The following is an 18263-nucleotide window of genomic DNA, read 5'->3' on the forward strand; positions in this document are numbered from 1 at the left end:
TAAAACAACAGGTCAATTTTAACAAAAAATTGAGTTTTATTGATAAATAGCTTTCTTTAATTAAGAAATATATAAAAATAAAATTTCTGATATTTTTACAGCTTTTACGAAAAAAACAAAATTCAGAATATAAAATATTTATTTTATATTTTTTTAAGAATAAATATCTAATAAATTCAATAATCACTCTTTTTTGTTTAAATAAATCCGTGATTTTAGGTTATTGATTGATTATTTACTATTTGCCATTTCCTCTACGATCTTCTATTTTTGATAAATATAAGTATAAGCACTTAAGTACATATACTTAGTTCTATACACTCACTATTAATCACTAAAAATTCAGGTAAGATGGAAAAAGAAACCATAGATTTAGTTCAAAGTTCATTTAAAAAAGTAGTACCTATTGCAGGAACTGCAGCAGAAATATTTTACGCTAAACTTTTTGAACTGGACCCTTCCTTAAAAAAATTGTTTCCTGCAGAGAATGCTGAAGCCATGAAAGGTCAGGGAAATAAATTAATGACCATGTTGGGTTCTGCCGTAGCCGGACTTACCAATCTTGATAAATTAGTTCCTATCCTGCAAGACCTGGGGAAACGTCATGTAGACTATCATGTGGAAGCAGCACATTATGACCTGGTAGGTGCAGCGTTATTAGACACGTTAGCTACCGGCCTAGGTGATGATTTTACTGAAGATGTAAAGAAAGCCTGGACGGATACATATACGGTAATGGCTTCTGTAATGAAAGAAGCTGCTTATGGTACTAGTGCCGCATAAACATATCAAGGTTTTTAAATTATTAACTCGCTAGAAATAAAATTATTACCACTATGAATTATTTTAAAAAGATCTATAAAATTAAATACGTTGCTTTATTCTTAACTGCTAAAATTATGGTTTCCTGCGGTGGAGTTCCGGAAGAAGATACTGAAAAGAAGTCCTCGTCCAAAATATTTGCCGTTGCTGACGTATTAACCTTAGTAGCCGAAGAAAATGACGTAACCCGAACTTTATACACCAAAGCAATTGTAGGGGCAGGAAAAAAACAGGGATTAAAATTTGATGAAGACTGGCAAGATGATGAAGTAGAAGCCGGACCGTTACCTGCTTTATTTTTAAGAGGAATTTCTTCGGATATCAGAAAAAGTGATGTTCCTCTGGGGTTATATCTGGGGTCAGATTATCCAATTAATGCTTCTAATAAATTTCAAGGGAAACAGGCGGAATTATTTAAAAAAATCAAAGAAAACCAAATACCACAACACTTTTTTGAAGAAGATCAAAAAATGTATACTTCTATGTTTGCGGATCTGGCAGTGGCAGCACCTTGTGTAAATTGTCATAACGATCATGAAAGTACTACCAAAACAGATTGGAAGTTAGGCGATGTAATGGGGGCAACTACCTGGCAGTATCCGTCAGATTCCCTTTCTTATAAAGAGGCTTTTGACGTCATCCGGGCGTATCGCAATGGTACCAAGGCTATCTATAATGCATATCTTGAAGAAATAGCATCTTTTACGGATCAGGCGACTAAACCTGAAATAGGAAAAAAATGGCCTTCAAAAGGTTTTTATCTTCCTACGGCAGAAGTATTTATTGATAGTGTAAGGAAAATCACTTCTTATCATAGCTTAGAAAAATTATTAGCAGCAACAGAAGAAAAAAGCAATTCGGGCTTAGTATCGAATTAAGAAAAAAGGAAAAACTTACGTGAAAAAATCAAACCATGTTTTATTGGTAATTGTAGGGCTAAGCCTTTTTATTTTATATATTCTTCAGTTTGCTTTTGATATATCCTGGCCCTGGTTATTAGAAATGCAAGCGGATCAAAGTTATAAAAGATGGTCAGGTGTAGTAGTAGGTATTTTTATTCTTTTTCAATGGCTTTTAACCCTGGTAAGGGTTACTAAAAAGTTACGGAAATATAATTTAAATTTTACACGTTGGCACCAATGGATTGGGGCAATTTCACCTGTTCTGTTTTATTTTCATGCCCTCCAGATAGGTTACGGTTATTTAGGCTTATTGTCTTATGTGTTTTTTACAAATATGGTGTTAGGGTTGGTAAATCTAGATGTCATTAAAAGTCAAAAAAACTGGGTTTTTCAATCCTGGATGATTACTCATGTCTCGCTTTCTGTGGTGGTAACCTTTTTATTGTTTTTCCATATCGGAGTTGTCTTTTATTATAAATAAAACTGAATTTCAATGCAACTAAAAGTTACAGAAATTATAAATGAAACGGAAGATGCGGTAAGCGTTGTCCTTAAAAATAACGCTCTATTTAATAAAGTAAAGTATAAAGCCGGGCAATTTCTTACGGTTAAAATTCCTATAGAAAATAAGATAGAGAAAAGGGCTTATTCTTTTAGCAGTAGTCCGGTAACCGATAAATTCCTACAGATTACGGTCAAAAAAGTAAAAGAAGGATTGGTTTCTACTTATATCTGTGACCAATTGCGGGTAGGTCAAAAATTGGAAATTGAGAAGCCTGCCGGAAGTTTCTACGTGGACAGTGATAAGAAAGCAACCAATCGCTACGTGTTGTTTGCAGCAGGTAGCGGTATAACTCCCATATTCTCTATAACCAAAACAGTCCTGGAAAAAGAACCGCTCTCGAGTGTCCTTATATTTTATGCAAATCGTAATCCGGCATCCATTATTTTTAAAAAACACCTGGAAGTACTGGAAGAAAAATATCCTAAACGCTTTTCTATTGAGCATATTCTGGAAGAAACTTCAGAAGAAAAGCCAAACTACCATCAGGATTTATTAAATGAAGACCTGGTTACCGAATTATTCCTAAAACACAAACTAGCCTTCGAAGATGGTTTTTACATGATGTGTGGCCCTCATGGGTATATGGATGTTGCTAAAGAAATTTTGGCAAATAAAGGTATTCCCAGAAACAAAATTAAGCTGGAAGCTTTTGAAGTGAGCACGGTGATTACGGGTGATTCTAAAGATATGACCAGTGCCGTTACCATCCACCAGGAAGATGGCACACATACGATACAGGCAAAGGGGGATAAGACTATCCTGCAATCCGCAATGGCAGAAAGGATAACGCTCCCCTACTCCTGCCGATCCGGGATGTGCAGTAGTTGTAAGGCAAAATGTATATCCGGGGAAGTACGCATGATTGACGGACATTTTTTAACGGATGAAGAAGTAGCCGAAGGAAACATCCTTACCTGCATCAGTTTTCCTTTAACGGAAAAGGTTGGGATTAGCTTTGTAAAGGATTAAATTATGTTTAAAAATCCGCTTCGAAAAAGACAATACATAGGTTCGTTAATCGGGATAGGAATCGGAATTATTATATATGTAGTACTACCGTTAAAACAATCCGAAGACTATCTTAGTTTAGGCCCAATGAACACTGGGCATGAAGGCCTGTCCTGTGATGCTTGCCACACGGATGCTAAGGGTACTTTGCTCCAGCAACTTCAGTCTAACGTATCTTTCACGTTTGGAATGAGAAAAAAGGCGGCCGATTTCGGAACTGAAAATGTTGATAATAAAAAATGCCTGGCATGTCATGATCGACCTAACGACCGACATCCGACCCATCGATTTTTAGAAACTCGTTTTAAGGAAGCTATCACGCAAATTGATGCTACGCAATGCGAGACTTGTCATAGAGAGCATAATGATACCCGGATTGTATTAGCCGAAGCTACTTTTTGTGTCAATTGTCATTATGACCTTGAAGTCAAAAATGATCCTATAGACGTTCCGCATGAAAAATTAATTGCCGATGAACAGTGGAGTACCTGTTTGCAATGCCACGATTTTCACGGAAATCATATTTATCAGGTTGCTGAAAAATTAAAAGATACCATTCCGCTTCGAGAGATAAAAGCATATTTAAAAGGTGGTGAAGATCCTTTTTCTAAAAAGAAGAAACACCTCCCGCTATCAGAAGAAGAATGGCGTACTATAAATTCTAAATATTTATCTGCACGTTAATTGAATATAAAATTATGAAGGCTATTTATAAAATCATCTTTAGCAGTATTCTATTAATTTTGATATGTGGAAGCTGTGGGAAAGAACAGAAAGTTTGTTCGACTCCGGAATCAGTAACGTATACGAATGATGTAGCAAATCTTGTAGAAACAAATTGTTTTATGTGCCATGCCCCGGATGTATATAAAGAAAAAGCTTCCCGGAACAAGATTTATGACTATAAGAGCCTGAAAAAAATGGGGGAAAGCGGTCAATTAATTGGTTCGATCACTCATGCCAAGGGTTTTATTGCTATGCCATACCGAAAAAATAAAAAGATAGATAGTTGTGCAATTGAGGTGTTTAAGAAATGGGTAGAAACAGGAATGAAGGAGTGATGATTAAACCACAGGAAAAATGCATAGAGTTGTAAGTATCTTATTTTCAAACCGTACGAGCGGATTGCTTTTAATCGTTTTTGCAATTTCTATGGCAGTAGCTACTTTTATTGAAAACGATTTTGGAACGGAAACGGCCAAAGCTTTAATCTATAGTGCAAAATGGTTTGAAATTGTCATTGTTTTGTTAGCTATAAACTTTGCCGGAAATATTGCAAAATATAATCTTTTCAGTTGGAAGAAAGCACCCATTTTTATTTTTCATCTTGCTTTTATTGTAATTATCCTGGGAGCAGGTATTACCAAATATCGAAGTTTTGAGGGTTTAATGACTATAAAGGAGGGAGAAAGCAATGATCAGATCGTTTCTTTAGAAAATTACCTTCAGGTTCAGATAGGTAATGGTTCCGTAAATAAAAATTATGTTTCAGAACCTTTACGGATGAGTGAGTTGGGTTTCAATTCCTTTGAAGAGAATATTGCTTTTGAAGATAAGAATATTAATATCAGGCTTAAAAAGTTTATCCCAAGAGCGGTTTATCAGATAGATAGTTTAAACGAAGGATTACAACATCTACACGTAGTAGTAGCAAATGATGGGGATAGAAAAGACTTTTATATTCCTGAAGGTTCTCGTGAGTCCATTTATGGAATACCCATTGCTTTTAAAACGGATAAACAAAGTAAAAACGATATACAAATCACCGATGAATCAGAAGGTTGGCAAGCTATTTTTCCTGAAGATACCAACTACTTTTCTATGGTATTAAACAAGGCCGATTATTACCCAAAGGACAGCCTGGTGCCACTACAATTTAAAGCCCTTAGCGAAATAAAAGGTAATTCCATTGTCTTTAATACCGTGGTTGATAATAGCAAACGTAGCATCGTTTCCGTAGAAAAAAAGTCAGAACGTAAAAACCAGGAATCCGCAGTGCTATTAGAAGTTCAATCCGAAGATAAAACTGAAGAAATAACACTTTTCGGAGGGCCGGGTTATATGAATCCTCTTACCACGTTATACCTAGATGATTTACATATCAATTTAAGATATGGTTCAAAAGCTATGAATTTACCATTTGCTTTACATTTAAAAGATTTTATCTTGGAGCGTTATCCGGGATCAGAAAGTCCATCAGCCTTTTACAGTAATCTGGAGATTCAGGAGAAAAACAAATTGACCGATTATACCATCTTTATGAATAATGTATTGGATTATAAGGGGTACCGATTTTTCCAATCCGCTTATCTTCCTGACGAATCCGGAACTATTCTGGCGGTTAATAAAGACTACTGGGGAACCCTTGTTTCTTATTTGGGATATTTATTATTAGGAATAGGTATGTTACTCAGCCTTTTTTGGCGTTCGTCTCATTTTGGTTTTTTGTTTCAACTTTTAAACCTTAGAAAATGAAAAAGATAGTTATTCTTCTTGGAGTCTTTTTCTCTTTAATAGGTTCCCACCAGGTTATTTCGCAGCAGTTACATCATCTTGAACCCTATGAATTAATTGAACGCCAATATATTGATCTTGAACACACAAAAGCTTTTGCTTCTATCCAAATTCAGGATTTTCAGGGTAGGATCAAACCAGTACATACCCTTTCTTTAGAATTATTGAGAAAAATTTATGGCAAAAGTACTTTTACCTATTTAAATAAAGATCAAAACAAAAAAAAGCTTACCCCAACACAGGTATTTTTAGGTATGCAATTTAAGCCGGATTCCTGGCAACTGTTACCTTTTATTAAAATCAGCGATAAAATTGCATCCGAATTAGAAAATGAATTTGAAATTGAAGACAACAAATATATAGCTCCGGCTCAATTTTTTGATTTTAACGGAGCTTATAAAATAAAAAAGTTTGTTGATCTTGCTTACGCTAAAGAACCCGGTAAGCGAACTCTTTTCGATAAAGAAATTATAAAGGTTGATGAAAGACTAAATATTGTTTGGGGGATTTTTAACGGTCAGTTTTTACGAATTTTTCCGAATAAAAATGATCCTGAAAACAAATGGTTTGCCCCTAGCCCGGCCAATATGAACTTTCCGGCGGAAGACAGTTTATTTTTTAAGAAAATCATTCCCAACTATTTGCTACAATTAGAAGATGGTGTAACCTCCGGAGACTGGAACAAAGCCAATCAGACCGTAGCTCTACTGAAAGGTTTTCAACAGCAAAATGGCACTGAGGTTCTCCTATCTGATAGAAAGGTGGAATTAGAAATTTGGTATAACAACTTTTCTTTTTTTCTTATCTGTTTAATTGCTTATACCGTGTTTGGAGTCATACTATTATTCCTAAGTCTTTTTAAAATCTTTAAACCAGAGAAATCTAAAATGGATAGTGTACTGAAGGTTACCTGGTTATTTCTGGTAGTTACTTTTTGTTTACATGCTTTAGGTATTGGTTTACGATGGTATATTTCAGGACATGCGCCCTGGAGTAACGGGTATGAAGCTACTGTTTTTATAGCCTGGGTAGGAATGTTAGCAGGCTTGCTTTTTACTAAAAACAGTTATATAGTCCCTTCGGTTGCGGCAATTATGGCTTTTTGTTTATTAGGAATTGCACAAGGTAGCCTGATGAATCCTGAAATCACTAATCTGGTACCCGTATTAAAATCTTATTGGCTATTAATTCATGTTGCGGTTATTACCGGGAGTTACGGCTTTCTGGCATTAGGGTCTTTACTGGCATTTATCACCTTACTTTTACTATCCGCTACCTATTTTGTGCAAAAACCTGATACTATTAAAAATACTATTTATCAACTTACTAATATTAATCAATTAACCAGCACCTTAGGTTTGTACCTATTAACCATAGGAACTTTTCTCGGAGGTATTTGGGCAAATGAATCCTGGGGAAGGTACTGGGGATGGGACCCTAAAGAAACCTGGGCGCTCATTAGTATTATTATCTATTCTTTTGTATTACACATCCGGATCATTATTCCTAAAAACTATACGTATATCTATAATGTGTGTTCGCTATTTGCCATAGGAAGTATTTTAATGACCTTTTTTGGGGTTAATTACTACTTATCCGGACTACATTCATACGCTAAAGGGGATTCTTTTCCTATCCCGGATGCTGTTTATGTCGGTTTGTTTGTAACGCTTGGCGTTTCCATCTTACCAAAGATTCTTGCAATTTTGAACAAAAGAAAGGTTCAAAAATTTGATTTAGCGAAAGCTAGCCTCTAATTTAAGGTATAGTGATACCAATTTACTTTTTTAAGCTTCTTACCTCAGAAGCTAACAAGGCCATGGCATCCTGTAGTTGTTTTAAATCTGCTGATTCTCCTTTTGCATCAACATTAAAACTCAGTTTGCTATTTACTTCCCAAAGTTCCTGGATCTGGTTCGTATGAATAGTATAGGGAGCATATTCTTTATTAATAGATATCAGACTAATAGAAGCATCATCAGAAGTACCTATAGGAGTCAAAGTTTTTTTAATCTTTTTAACCATCACACTGTCCTGTAAAACCACTACATAAATAGCATTGGAATTAATTTCATTTAGATTACCAATCGCTTTTCCGATTACCCATTCTTTAGGTTCTAAAACCGGTAACATACTATCTCCCTCTACCTGGAAACCCCGGTAAGACGCGTTTCTGTATTCAGGAAGCGGAATGGCAAAAGCCGGCAATTGCTGATACCAACTTACATCCTGAATATTTTGAGGATACCCGGCAGCTGCCTTTGTATTGACTAATACCATGTTCTCCTGCTCTTCGGTATCAATAGTAACCACTTTAGGCGCTACATCACTGGAATTTACCTCTATGGTTTTCTGAGTACTCTCTCCAAATAACCACAGCGGATTAATTTTAAACTCAGCAAGTAATTTAGCCACTACCTGCCCGGAAATTTTTGTTTTACCTCGTTCAATATCTGCGGTAGAACCTTTAATTCCCAGAATTTTCGCAAATTCAGATTGGGTATAATGCTGTTCTTCTCTAATTTTTTTAAAACGTTGAATGGTAATCGAAGGTGCCGAATTCATAGTTGACTATATCATAAACCGGTAAATCAAATAATGCTACCTGGTTTCTCCTACAAATATATTAATTTTAGGAAATTTTCCAATATTAATATGATAAAATCCTAGGTTAAATGGAAAAATTCCATAAATTTGGAAAAAATACAAGTTATGACCTGGCCTACTTTATCACTATCAACTACTACTAACGCTGTTATTCGACATTCTTTACATAATGCTTTACCTTCTATGACACAATTGGAAGAATTACTAAATGATAAAGGTTTTACTTTTAGTAAAAATCACAGAATACATCACTACCATTTTGACTTTTATGATTCCAAACATAAAATCGCTTTAAAAATTGATGATTACCTGGAAGAATTTGATTCGGTAAATAATACGAATTCTATTAAAAAATTATATATCCCTTCTTTACAGGTTCATGTTTTAAAGTTTACGGATTATCATATTTTAACAGATCCGGAAGAAATTATTAGGGCAATTAAATTTTTAATTCAAAACAAACTTAATGTCATTTGATCGAATCCAGGAAAAGCTGGCTATACTAGCAGATGCGGCAAAATATGACGTGTCTTGTGCCAGTAGCGGGAGTACCCGTAAAAACAAAGATAAAGGATTAGGAAATAGTACCGGATCAGGCATCTGTCATAGTTATACGGAAGATGGCCGTTGTGTGTCACTTTTAAAAATTTTAATGACCAATCACTGTATTTTTGATTGTGCATATTGCGTAACCCGTAAAAGTAATGATATTAAAAGAGCTGCTTTTAAAATCCAGGAGGTAGTGGACTTAACTATTAACTTTTACCGCCGGAATTATATTGAGGGCTTGTTCTTAAGCTCGGGGATTTTTAAAAACGCGGATTTTACTATGGAACGCCTGGTACAAGTAGCAAAAAAATTACGCCTCGAAGAAAATTTTAACGGATACATCCATTTAAAATCTATCCCTGGAGCTAGTGATGAATTAATGAGAGAAGCCGGATTGTATGCGGATCGATTGAGTGTTAATATTGAAATCCCAACAGTTTCCGGTTTAAAGTTATTGGCGCCTGATAAGAACTTTAAAGATTTTATCAAACCTATGGAAAAGGTAAAAAACGAAATTATCCAATATCAACAGGAGAAAAAGCTTATTAAAAGCACCCCAAAGTATGCTCCGGCGGGCCAAAGCACACAAATGATTATCGGAGCAGCCGGAGAAAGTGATAAAGATATTATGTATTCCGCTACCTATTATTATAAAAAATACAATATGCGTAGAGTGTATTATTCAGGTTATATTCCTATTTCTTCAGATACTCGGTTGCCATCCTTAGATACGGAAGTGCCGGTACTTCGTGAAAACCGCTTGTACCAAACCGATTGGTTACTCCGTTTTTACGGATTTTCAGTGAACGAACTTTTAAATGATACGCATCAGAATCTGGATCTACAGATTGACCCTAAACTGGGTTGGGCTTTACGAAACCTACAGGAGTTTCCGGTAGATATTAATAAAGCAGACAAACGAATGCTGGCACGTATCCCCGGTATTGGAATGCAATCCGTACATAAAATAATAAATGCCAGAAGGTTCCGTAAGTTAAATTGGGAACATTTAAAAGCCATTGGAATTTCGATGAACCGTGCTACTTATTTTATCACCTGTGATTCCCGTGAATTTTATACAAAAGACTTAACGGCAGATCAATTAAAGTATAAAATTCTTCAAAATATTAAAAGTAAATATCAAAAACACTTTTCGCCTCAATTAAGTCTTTTTGCATCATAGCTTATGAAGGATGTAAAAACCATATTACAATACGACGAAAGTTTTGATGGCTTTTTATCTTGTATATTCTACATTTTTGAATATAAGTTATCTGTTTATGATATCACCCCTTTACGTTCCGAAACTACTGAGCTTTTTGCTTCGACTACACAAGTTTTTACAAATCCAGAAAAATCAAAAAGGGTTTGGGATAAATTTTGTGAGCTTACCGACAAAAAAGTTCAGGCTAAAGTATTAAAAGCCTTTTTAAGTGAAATCAAAGGTGTTGAAAATACGTTAGGTTATTTTATAAAAAAAGTATTAACCGAACAAAAAGATTTTTCTATTGATTACGGGGATGCTGAGGTTTTAAAAATTCAGCAAGTTGCTAAAATGGTACATCGCGAAAAACACCGTATGGAAGCTTTTATCCGTTTTCAAAAAACAAAGGATGATCTTTATGTAGCCACTATTGAACCGGATTTTAATGTACTTCCCCTTATTTTAAAACATTTTGAAAGCAGGTATGCTGATCAGAAATGGTTAATTTTTGATGTAAAGCGTAACTACGGTATATTTTATGATCTCCAAAAAGTGGAAACGATAACTGCCGACTTCTTTACAATATCTAATACCAAAATAGCTATGGAACATCTGGCGGAAGGCGAACTGGATTTTCAAAAATTATGGGCTACTTATTTTAGTTCGGTTAATATCAAGTCCAGAAAAAACAACAAGCTACATCTGCAACATATTCCCCGTCGATATTGGAAATACCTTACTGAAAAGACAATTCCTTTACAGTAAATTATTTACCATTACTCTCAACCAACCAAAATTTTCAACTACCCTAAACGATTTATTTATAGTAACTTAAATTTATTTTATGAGAGAGTTCATAGTATCGTTTTTTAGATTAATTAATTTCTATTTTCTTTAACATTCGCTGTTAATTTAGATTAAAAGAGACCCAGATAGGAATAAAGCTGTACTATCTTCGTGTTTAAAATTTGAATAACTAATTAATCATTATGAAAAAATTATTTTTAGGAGCTATTGCTCTAACGTTGACACTTTCTGTTTATTCTTGTAAGGATACTAAGAAAGCAGAAGATGCTTTAGGTAATGCAGGTGAGGCTATTGAAAATGCTACAGAGAACGCAGGAGAAGCTATTGAAAATGCAGCGGATAATGCTAGTGACGCTTTAGAATCAGCTGCGGATAACGCGGGTGAAGCTTTAGAAAATACAAAAGATGCTGCCGGAGAAGCTTTAGAGAATACAAAGGATGCAGCAGGAAATGCAATTGACGAAGCTGGTGAAGCAGTAAATGAAGCTGGTGAGGCTATTGAAAACGCTGGCGAAAATGCTTTGGACAAGGCAGATAAAGCCCTTGACAAAGCAGGTAATGCTGTTAAAAATGCTAAGGAAAAAGTAGAAGAAGCAATTGATGATAACGATCAATAAACGATAGTATTAAAAAATGGTAAAAGCTGTTTGATAAGTGAATATAACTCTTTCAAACAGCTTTTTTCTATTCCATCCAGACTAGTTTGTCATTCATATTTCCTCGCTCATTATTTAATTCGGTACTTGGGTCATAATATCCCATAAAAAAGAATCCAAGACATTTTTCGCCTTCGGCCAAATTAAAGAAATTGCCTGCCTCTGAAATCATTCCGGGACTGCTCCAATACCCACCAATTCCTAATGAATGACTAGTCAACCATAAATTTTGTACCGCCATAGCCGTAGCAGCTACTTCCTCCCATTCTGGTATGCGTTCTTTAGGATCTCTTTGCATACAAATAGCAACGATTGCTTGTGAATTTTGACAATTCTCCCTAATTTTTTTCTTTTTAAATTCTTTTACCTTATCAGGATCTGTAATTTTTTGATAGGCTTCTACCAGAAAATCACCAAATTTTTCCCGTTGTTGATTTCGGATAACTTTAAAACGCCAGGGTTCGGTTTTTTTATGTGTTGGTGCCCAATTGGCACTTTCTAAAATTTGTTGTATAACTTCTTTAGAAATCTTTTGATCTGTAAATTGTGGAGGAAATACTGACCTCCTACTCTTTATAATATCTTCAATATTCTGATGTTGCATGAACTATTTTAATTTTAAAATATATTGTTTTTCAGTTTGTTTTTTTACTTTATACAAATCAATTAATCGATCTGCACCTTTTACTTCTAAAGAATCCGAAAGTACTCGTAACCAATCCTTTCGGTCTACAATAGCATTATCTAATTTGACATTAGTCAGATTAGCATGCATTAAATTAGATTTCCATAGGATACTTTCTGATAGGTCAGCATTTGTTAAATCAGCTCCGGATAAATTAGCAAAGGTTAAATCTGCGCTCATTAATTCTGCATTGGTTAAGACCGCCCTACTAAAATCAGCTTTTTTTAAGTTGGCATCCGATAGGTTCACTTTATGTAACCTCGCTTCTTTCAACTCACTTCCTTCCAGGTTGGCAGCGGCCAATTGCGCTCCTGAAAATACGGCATGGTTTAATTTAGCATATTTTAAGTATGCCCCCCTACCAACGTAGACATCTTTAAAATAGGTATAATCAAAATCGGAGTTGTTTAAGATATCTGCCAGTGATTGTTTCCCTAAATTACTTTGAACCAGGCTGTATAATAATTGGCCTTTTTCATTGCTAATCAATCCCTGCTCTTCATTATTCTCATCTGCGTAAGGCTTCATAGCCCGGGACAACCCGGCAAACCTTGACTCCAGTACCGGGCTGATATTACGATCCGTAGGTTTATATTTTAACTCGTCGCTTAAATCTGATAATAGGTTATCCATTACAAATACTAAAGAGGATTTACGCTCTGCGGCAATTAGTTGATTCTGGTTACTAACCAATTCGTTTTGATTCATAACCAGCCAGGTCTGCGTGATCAAAATTAAGGAAGGTATAATGGCCAGAATAATCGAAAAAATTCCGATTCTGGTAATACGCCAGATCACATTTGAAGACACCTCAGATACCGTATCTACTGAAACACTTTTTTTAACCTTATATTCCTGTATGGCTTTTTGAATACTATCTTTTAACTTCACACCTAATAAGGGGGTGCTGGATTTTCGTAGCAACCAGGCCCAAAACCCTTTTCGTTTTTCTTTTTTTGCTTGAAGTTTATTTAATCGTTTTTGTAACTGTTCTTTTTCGGCTTCTAATTGTTGAATATATTCTTGCTCGCTCATGGTTTTTTATTTGGGGTTATTATAAGCTTATGAAGATATTACTTCTTACCAAAGAAAACAACATACTACATGGGAAAAAGTAAGTTTACCGTAGTTCCTTTAGGCTTATTTGCACTTATTTGTATGGAACCGCGATGTAAAGTCATGATCTGTTTACTTAAACTTAAACCTATGCCGCTTCCGGTTTTTTTGGTAGTAAAAAAAGGAATAAAAATACTTTCCAGGATTTCGTCAGAGATTCCTTTTCCGTTATCCGAAATGACTATACTCACCTTATCATCTGCCTGTCTTTTTGCAGTTAAATGAATCCTAAAATCCGGGGTATCTGTCCGGGCTTCTACCGCATTTAGAATAATATTAATTAGCACCTGTTCGATTAAATATCGATCGATCAAAGCGTCTAATTTAGGATGTGCAATTTCAGTTATCAGTTGAATTTCTTTTTTCTTTAAGGTAGGTTCCAACAAATTGATGAGAGAAGTAAAAAGATCTTGAATATAAATTTTAGTTAACGAAAGTTGTATGGATTTGTTAAGACTACGGTAAGTTTTAGCGAATTGCATCAATCCTTCACTCCGGGTTCTAATACTTTCCAATGCTATTTCTAAATCAGGTAAGATATCATGTGAGCTAATTTGTTCTCTTTTTTTACGGATCATATCTTGCATGGTTTCGGATAAAGAAGCTATGGGGGCAATAGAATTCATAATTTCATGGGTCATTACGCTTAATAATTTTCGCCAGGCTTCTGATTCTTTGGTATCTAATGCATGTTCAATATTTTGCAGTGCTATAATTTTAAAAGAAACTTCATTAATTTTAAAACTGGAACTTGAAACTAATAACTGAATACTTCTCGTTCCTGTATCAATGGTTACCGTATTTCGTTTGGTATGGTCTTTTTCAAAAATTTCTTTATAAATATACTTTTTTCGCTTTTGTACAAAACCTAAGTTTTTAATTTGGGGGATATCCAAAATTTTATTTAAAGAATGGTTCATCCATAAAATATCCAGCGTATTTTGGTTAAAGGCAACGATCCCGGTATCCACTAACTCCAATATTTCTTTTAGGTAAAGGTATTGTGCTTCTTTTTCTGAATTGATTTCTTTAATGGTTCGATTTACTTCGTTAAAACCTTTGTGTAATATTCGAATATCTTTTTGTCTATTGTTTTCATTAAACCACCTGGAAAAATCCCGGTACCGGACAGATTCAAAAAAATCTTCAATAATTTCGAATCGCTTGGTATGGTAGCGATATAGAAAATAATACAGAAAAATAGCAATCGGTATGGAGATAGCCAGATAATTATATTTTTGGAAGGCTATACAAAAGGCAACAACCAGTAAACTCCCCAGAAGTAAAGTAACCCGAATCCCTATGGCAACCTGATACCTTTTAAATCCCATGTTTAGCCATTCTTCTGTACAAAGCCGTTCGGGTAAGTCCCAGTTCTTTTGCTGATTGAGAAATATTACCCTGGTTTTTTTCGATTACCCTTAAGATCGTATTCTTTTCAATGAGTTCTAAATTGGTTTCCGTACTAGTATCCGGCTGACTTTGGCTTTCAATTGGTGAAAAAACCGCGTCTTCTTTTGTTAGAATTCCGTTATCAGACATAATGACTGCACGTTCCAGGGCATACTGCAATTCCCGAACATTTCCCGGAAAATTATAATGGGTAAGGGTTTCTAAAAATTCATCGGTAAGCCTTATTTCAGATTTCATATACTTTTCAGCGTATTGAGCGCTAAAATGTTTTGCTAACCCTACAATATCTTCTTTTCGATCCCGTAAAGGCGGTACTATAATTTCTACCGTATTGATACGGTAAATTAAATCTTTTCTAAAATTTTGCTCATCAGCTAGCGAATTTAATGAAACATTGGTAGCCGTAATCAGGCGAATATCAATAGGAATGGACTTATTAGAACCCAATGGTGTCACCCTTCTGTTTTGAAGCACCGTTAATAATCGGGCTTGTTGCGGAAGGTTGATATTACCTATTTCATCCAGAAATAAGGTACCACCGTGAGCAGCTTCAAACCGGCCTGCCCTATCCTCTTTTGCATCCGTAAAAGCGCCTTTTTTATACCCAAAGAGTTCACTTTCAAATAAAGTATCAGATAGCGCCCCTACATCTACTTTAACAAAAGGCATATCTTTCCGTAAGGAATTTTCGTGAATGGCTTTGGCTAATAGGTCTTTTCCAGTACCGTTTTCTCCTAGTAATAAAACATTTGCATCGGTAGGTGCTATTTTTTCTACTTTGGTAAAAACAGTTTGCATCACCGGAGACTTCCCTATAATTTGGGTTCCTTCTATTTTTGAAAGATGTTCTTTAGGCTTTTTTCTATTTTTAGAATTTAATACTTCTTCAATGGCAGTCAGTAATTTTTCGTTTTTCCAGGGTTTAACTAAAAAATCCGAAGCTCCTTTTTTTAACGAACGTATCGCCAATTCTATATCTGCATATGCCGTAATTAATAAGACTTCAATTTTCGGATTTTTTTGTTTGATTTTTGTTAACCAAAATAAGCCTTCATTCCCCGTATGGATCAACCCATTGTAGTTCATATCCAGGATAACTAGATCCAATTTATAAGTATCCAGGTGGTTTAGGATTTGATTGGGATTTTTCTCAATAATGACTTCTTTGACTTTTAACCTAAGGTAAAGTCTCATAGCGAGCAATATATCTTGATCATCATCAACTACTAATATTCGGGTGTTTTTTAGAAGCATGTACAATAATACAACTTATCGAAGGCTTTCAAAAAATTGATTCCAATTAAATCCTCCGATCTAAAAAGTTGTTATAAAACCGAACAAGCTTTGTATCAAAACCGAACACTGAATAGAAGTACTTAAAAGCTATTTATCTAAAAATAAATAATTTATAATTTTGGCATGACTATGCTAAGTAGGTTTTCAAATGAAATACAACTCATGGATATTCCTATTCAAAAGAAGAAAATAAATAAAACCCGCATTTTAATTGCCTTAGGGGTTTTAGGAATGGTGACAGCTATCATTCTAACAATGAGGGCAGCCCAAGGAAAAAATACGCTAAAAATTGACAGGGATCGTATTATTATTAGTGAAGTACAACATGGAAAATTTCAGGAAAATATTACCGCGAGTGGTAGTATTTTACCCCTTACTACTATTTATCTAGATGCATTGGAAGGCGGACGGGTCGAAGAAATTTTTGTGGAGGATGGAGCGATTCTAAAAAAGGGAACCCCTATTTTACAATTATCTAATACCGATCTTGAGTTAAGTTTGATCAACCAGGAAACTTCTGTTTACAACTTACTGACACAGATGCAAATATCTCAAAACGCTGCCCGCCAGAATACGATCAACCGTTTAAATCAAAAAACAGATGTGGACAATGCTTATAGAGAGGCAAAAAGGGAATATGAACTCAATAAAAAGCTGTTGAAAAAGGGAGTAATTGCCCGGCAGGACTTCCTGGCATCAGAAAATGCGTATACGTATCAAAAAGAAAGAATACGCCTGGTAAAGGAAGTCCTCATACAGGACTCTATAGCGACCATGCAGGAAACCAGGCAAGCTAAAAATTCATATACCCGTACCCGGAATGCATTAGAACTAATGCAAAGAAAAGTCAGTGATTTGACGGTGAGAGCTCCGGTAGACGGACAGCTTACTTCTCTAGACGCAGAGGTAGGTGAATCCAAATTAAAAGGAGATCGGTTGGGGCAAGTGGATGTTTTGAACGGTTTTAAAGTAAGAACTGCTATTGACGAATACTATATTAATAGAATATATACCGGTCAACAGGCAACGTACGAAAAGAACGGTAAAGAATACCCGCTGGTAATTAAAAAGGTATATACGCAAGTAGTGAACGGAAGGTTTGAGGTAGACATGACTTTTAGCAATACCATTCCGGAGGGAATACGAAGAGGGCAATCGATTCAATTAAAAATATCCTTAAACGATGAAAAGCAAAGTTTAATTGTGGATAAGGGTGGCTTCTTTCAAAAAACCGGAGGTAACTGGATATTTAAACTAAATGAGGAGCAAACCAAAGCATATAAAATAGATATGCAACTAGGGAGTCAAAATAGTAATTATTATGAAGTTTTAAAAGGATTATCCGAAGGGGATAAAGTAATTACTTCAAGCTACGACGCCTATACGAATATCGAAGAAATTATATTACAATAAAATTCAATCAAAATTGATACTTATGATACAAATTAAAAATTTAGAAAAGTTTTACAAAACCGAAGAAATTCAAACGGTAGCCTTAAATAAGATTTCGTTTGATATTAAAAAGGGAGAATTTGTAACCATCATGGGGCCTTCAGGTTGTGGTAAATCTACCTTATTAAATATTTTAGGGCTTCTGGACGACCCGGACGGAGGTAGTTTTATCTTTAAAGACCTGGATGTAACCCAATATAAAGAACGAAAGAGGGCAAACTTAAGAAAGGAACATGTAGGTTTTATTTTTCAGAGTTTTAACCTGATTGACGAATTAACGGTTTATGAAAACGTAGAACTCCCCCTACTCTATTTAGGCGTAAAATCTGCGGAACGTAAGACACGTGTAGAAGAGCTGTTGGAAAAAATGCAGTTAATGCACCGTAGAAACCATTACCCGCAACAACTATCCGGGGGGCAACAACAACGGGTAGCAGTAGCAAGGGCAGTAGTAAATAACCCATCCTTAATCCTGGCTGATGAACCTACCGGAAACCTAGATAGCACGAATGGGAGCGAAGTGATGCAATTACTAACAGAGCTTAATGATCAGGGTACTACCATCATTATGGTTACTCATAGCGAACAGGATGCAAAATACGGACACCGCATTATCCGAATGCTGGACGGACAAAAAATAACCGAAAATATTCTAGCTTAACCATAC

19 protein-coding genes are annotated in these 18263 nt (G+C 35.2%); 14 read left to right on the plus strand and 5 right to left on the minus strand.

Annotated elements, in window-relative coordinates; all coding sequences use genetic code 11:
• The first annotated feature begins 351 nt into the window (after positions 1 to 351).
• From NBT05_RS00985 to NBT05_RS01020, 8 genes are read left to right on the plus strand one after another with little or no spacing between them, the layout of a single operon-like run.
• The gene (locus tag NBT05_RS00985) at positions 352 to 783 is read left to right on the plus strand and encodes a globin family protein (protein ID WP_265771551.1); all 432 of its coding nucleotides are present in this window, start codon (positions 352 to 354) and stop codon (positions 781 to 783) included.
• 53 nt (positions 784 to 836) lie between these two features.
• Positions 837 to 1700, plus strand: coding sequence for a c-type heme family protein (locus NBT05_RS00990; protein ID WP_265771552.1), 864 nt, complete (start codon positions 837 to 839; stop codon positions 1698 to 1700).
• 19 nt (positions 1701 to 1719) lie between these two features.
• Entirely contained in the window at positions 1720 to 2205 is a 486-nt protein-coding gene (locus NBT05_RS00995) for a hypothetical protein (protein WP_265771553.1), read from the plus strand.
• A gap of 12 nt (positions 2206 to 2217) precedes the next feature.
• A complete protein-coding gene (locus NBT05_RS01000; protein WP_265771554.1) occupies positions 2218 to 3258 on the plus strand; it encodes a ferredoxin--NADP reductase in 1041 nt (346 codons plus the stop codon).
• A 3-nt stretch (positions 3259 to 3261) separates the two neighbouring features.
• Entirely contained in the window at positions 3262 to 3981 is a 720-nt protein-coding gene (locus NBT05_RS01005; protein ID WP_265771555.1) for a cytochrome c3 family protein, read from the plus strand.
• A gap of 14 nt (positions 3982 to 3995) precedes the next feature.
• On the plus strand, positions 3996 to 4358 hold the full coding sequence (locus NBT05_RS01010) for a hypothetical protein (RefSeq protein ID WP_265771557.1): 363 nt from the start codon (positions 3996 to 3998) through the stop codon (positions 4356 to 4358).
• Positions 4359 to 4377: 19 nt separating this feature from the next.
• Positions 4378 to 5772: a cytochrome c biogenesis protein ResB gene (locus tag NBT05_RS01015; RefSeq protein WP_265771558.1), complete on the plus strand. Its 1395-nt coding sequence runs from the start codon at positions 4378 to 4380 to the stop codon at positions 5770 to 5772.
• Entirely contained in the window at positions 5769 to 7568 is a 1800-nt protein-coding gene (locus NBT05_RS01020; RefSeq protein WP_265771559.1) for a cytochrome c biogenesis protein, read from the plus strand. Before NBT05_RS01015 ends, NBT05_RS01020 begins: the two co-directional genes overlap by 4 nt.
• A 22-nt stretch (positions 7569 to 7590) precedes the next feature.
• On the opposite strand, the gene NBT05_RS01025 is transcribed toward NBT05_RS01020, so the two are convergent.
• Positions 7591 to 8376 (minus strand): XRE family transcriptional regulator, encoded by a 786-nt coding sequence (locus tag NBT05_RS01025; RefSeq protein WP_265771560.1) that lies wholly within the window; start codon positions 8374 to 8376, stop codon positions 7591 to 7593.
• A gap of 129 nt (positions 8377 to 8505) precedes the next feature.
• Here NBT05_RS01025 and NBT05_RS01030 point away from each other — a divergent pair, with 129 nt between their 5' ends.
• The 4 genes from NBT05_RS01030 to NBT05_RS01045 all read left to right on the plus strand — a co-directional run bounded on the left by NBT05_RS01030 (position 8506) and on the right by NBT05_RS01045 (position 11595).
• The gene (locus tag NBT05_RS01030) at positions 8506 to 8895 is read left to right on the plus strand and encodes a DUF559 domain-containing protein (protein WP_265771561.1); all 390 of its coding nucleotides are present in this window, start codon (positions 8506 to 8508) and stop codon (positions 8893 to 8895) included.
• Positions 8885 to 10150 carry a putative DNA modification/repair radical SAM protein gene (locus tag NBT05_RS01035; RefSeq protein ID WP_265771562.1) on the plus strand — a complete coding sequence of 422 codons (1266 nt, stop codon included), beginning with the start codon at positions 8885 to 8887 and terminating at the stop codon, positions 10148 to 10150. The genes NBT05_RS01030 and NBT05_RS01035 overlap by 11 nt, the downstream gene beginning before the upstream one ends.
• Before the next feature lie 3 nt (positions 10151 to 10153).
• Positions 10154 to 10936 carry a TIGR03915 family putative DNA repair protein gene (locus NBT05_RS01040; protein ID WP_265771563.1) on the plus strand — a complete coding sequence of 261 codons (783 nt, stop codon included), beginning with the start codon at positions 10154 to 10156 and terminating at the stop codon, positions 10934 to 10936.
• A 224-nt stretch (positions 10937 to 11160) separates the two neighbouring features.
• Positions 11161 to 11595, plus strand: a complete 435-nt coding sequence (locus NBT05_RS01045) for a hypothetical protein (RefSeq protein WP_265771564.1) — start codon at positions 11161 to 11163, stop codon at positions 11593 to 11595.
• A gap of 67 nt (positions 11596 to 11662) precedes the next feature.
• Here the strand turns inward: NBT05_RS01045 and NBT05_RS01050 are convergent, their stop codons facing one another.
• The 4 genes from NBT05_RS01050 to NBT05_RS01065 all read right to left on the minus strand — a co-directional run bounded on the left by NBT05_RS01050 (position 11663) and on the right by NBT05_RS01065 (position 16102).
• The gene (locus NBT05_RS01050) at positions 11663 to 12238 is read right to left on the minus strand and encodes a nitroreductase (protein ID WP_265771565.1); all 576 of its coding nucleotides are present in this window, start codon (positions 12236 to 12238) and stop codon (positions 11663 to 11665) included.
• Positions 12239 to 12241: 3 nt separating this feature from the next.
• On the minus strand, positions 12242 to 13354 hold the full coding sequence (locus NBT05_RS01055) for a pentapeptide repeat-containing protein (RefSeq protein ID WP_265771566.1): 1113 nt from the start codon (positions 13352 to 13354) through the stop codon (positions 12242 to 12244).
• Between the two features lie 65 nt (positions 13355 to 13419).
• Positions 13420 to 14766 carry a sensor histidine kinase gene (locus NBT05_RS01060; RefSeq protein ID WP_265771567.1) on the minus strand — a complete coding sequence of 449 codons (1347 nt, stop codon included), beginning with the start codon at positions 14764 to 14766 and terminating at the stop codon, positions 13420 to 13422.
• A complete protein-coding gene (locus NBT05_RS01065) occupies positions 14756 to 16102 on the minus strand; it encodes a sigma-54-dependent transcriptional regulator (RefSeq protein WP_265771568.1) in 1347 nt (448 codons plus the stop codon). The genes NBT05_RS01060 and NBT05_RS01065 overlap by 11 nt, the downstream gene beginning before the upstream one ends.
• Before the next feature lie 204 nt (positions 16103 to 16306).
• Here NBT05_RS01065 and NBT05_RS01070 point away from each other — a divergent pair, with 204 nt between their 5' ends.
• Positions 16307 to 17557: an efflux RND transporter periplasmic adaptor subunit gene (locus NBT05_RS01070; RefSeq protein WP_265771569.1), complete on the plus strand. Its 1251-nt coding sequence runs from the start codon at positions 16307 to 16309 to the stop codon at positions 17555 to 17557.
• Between the two features lie 22 nt (positions 17558 to 17579).
• A complete protein-coding gene (locus tag NBT05_RS01075) occupies positions 17580 to 18257 on the plus strand; it encodes an ABC transporter ATP-binding protein (protein ID WP_265771570.1) in 678 nt (225 codons plus the stop codon).
• Positions 18258 to 18263 lie beyond the last annotated feature (6 nt).

The organism is Aquimarina sp. ERC-38 (assembly GCF_026222555.1).
GTDB lineage: Bacteria > Bacteroidota > Bacteroidia > Flavobacteriales > Flavobacteriaceae > Aquimarina.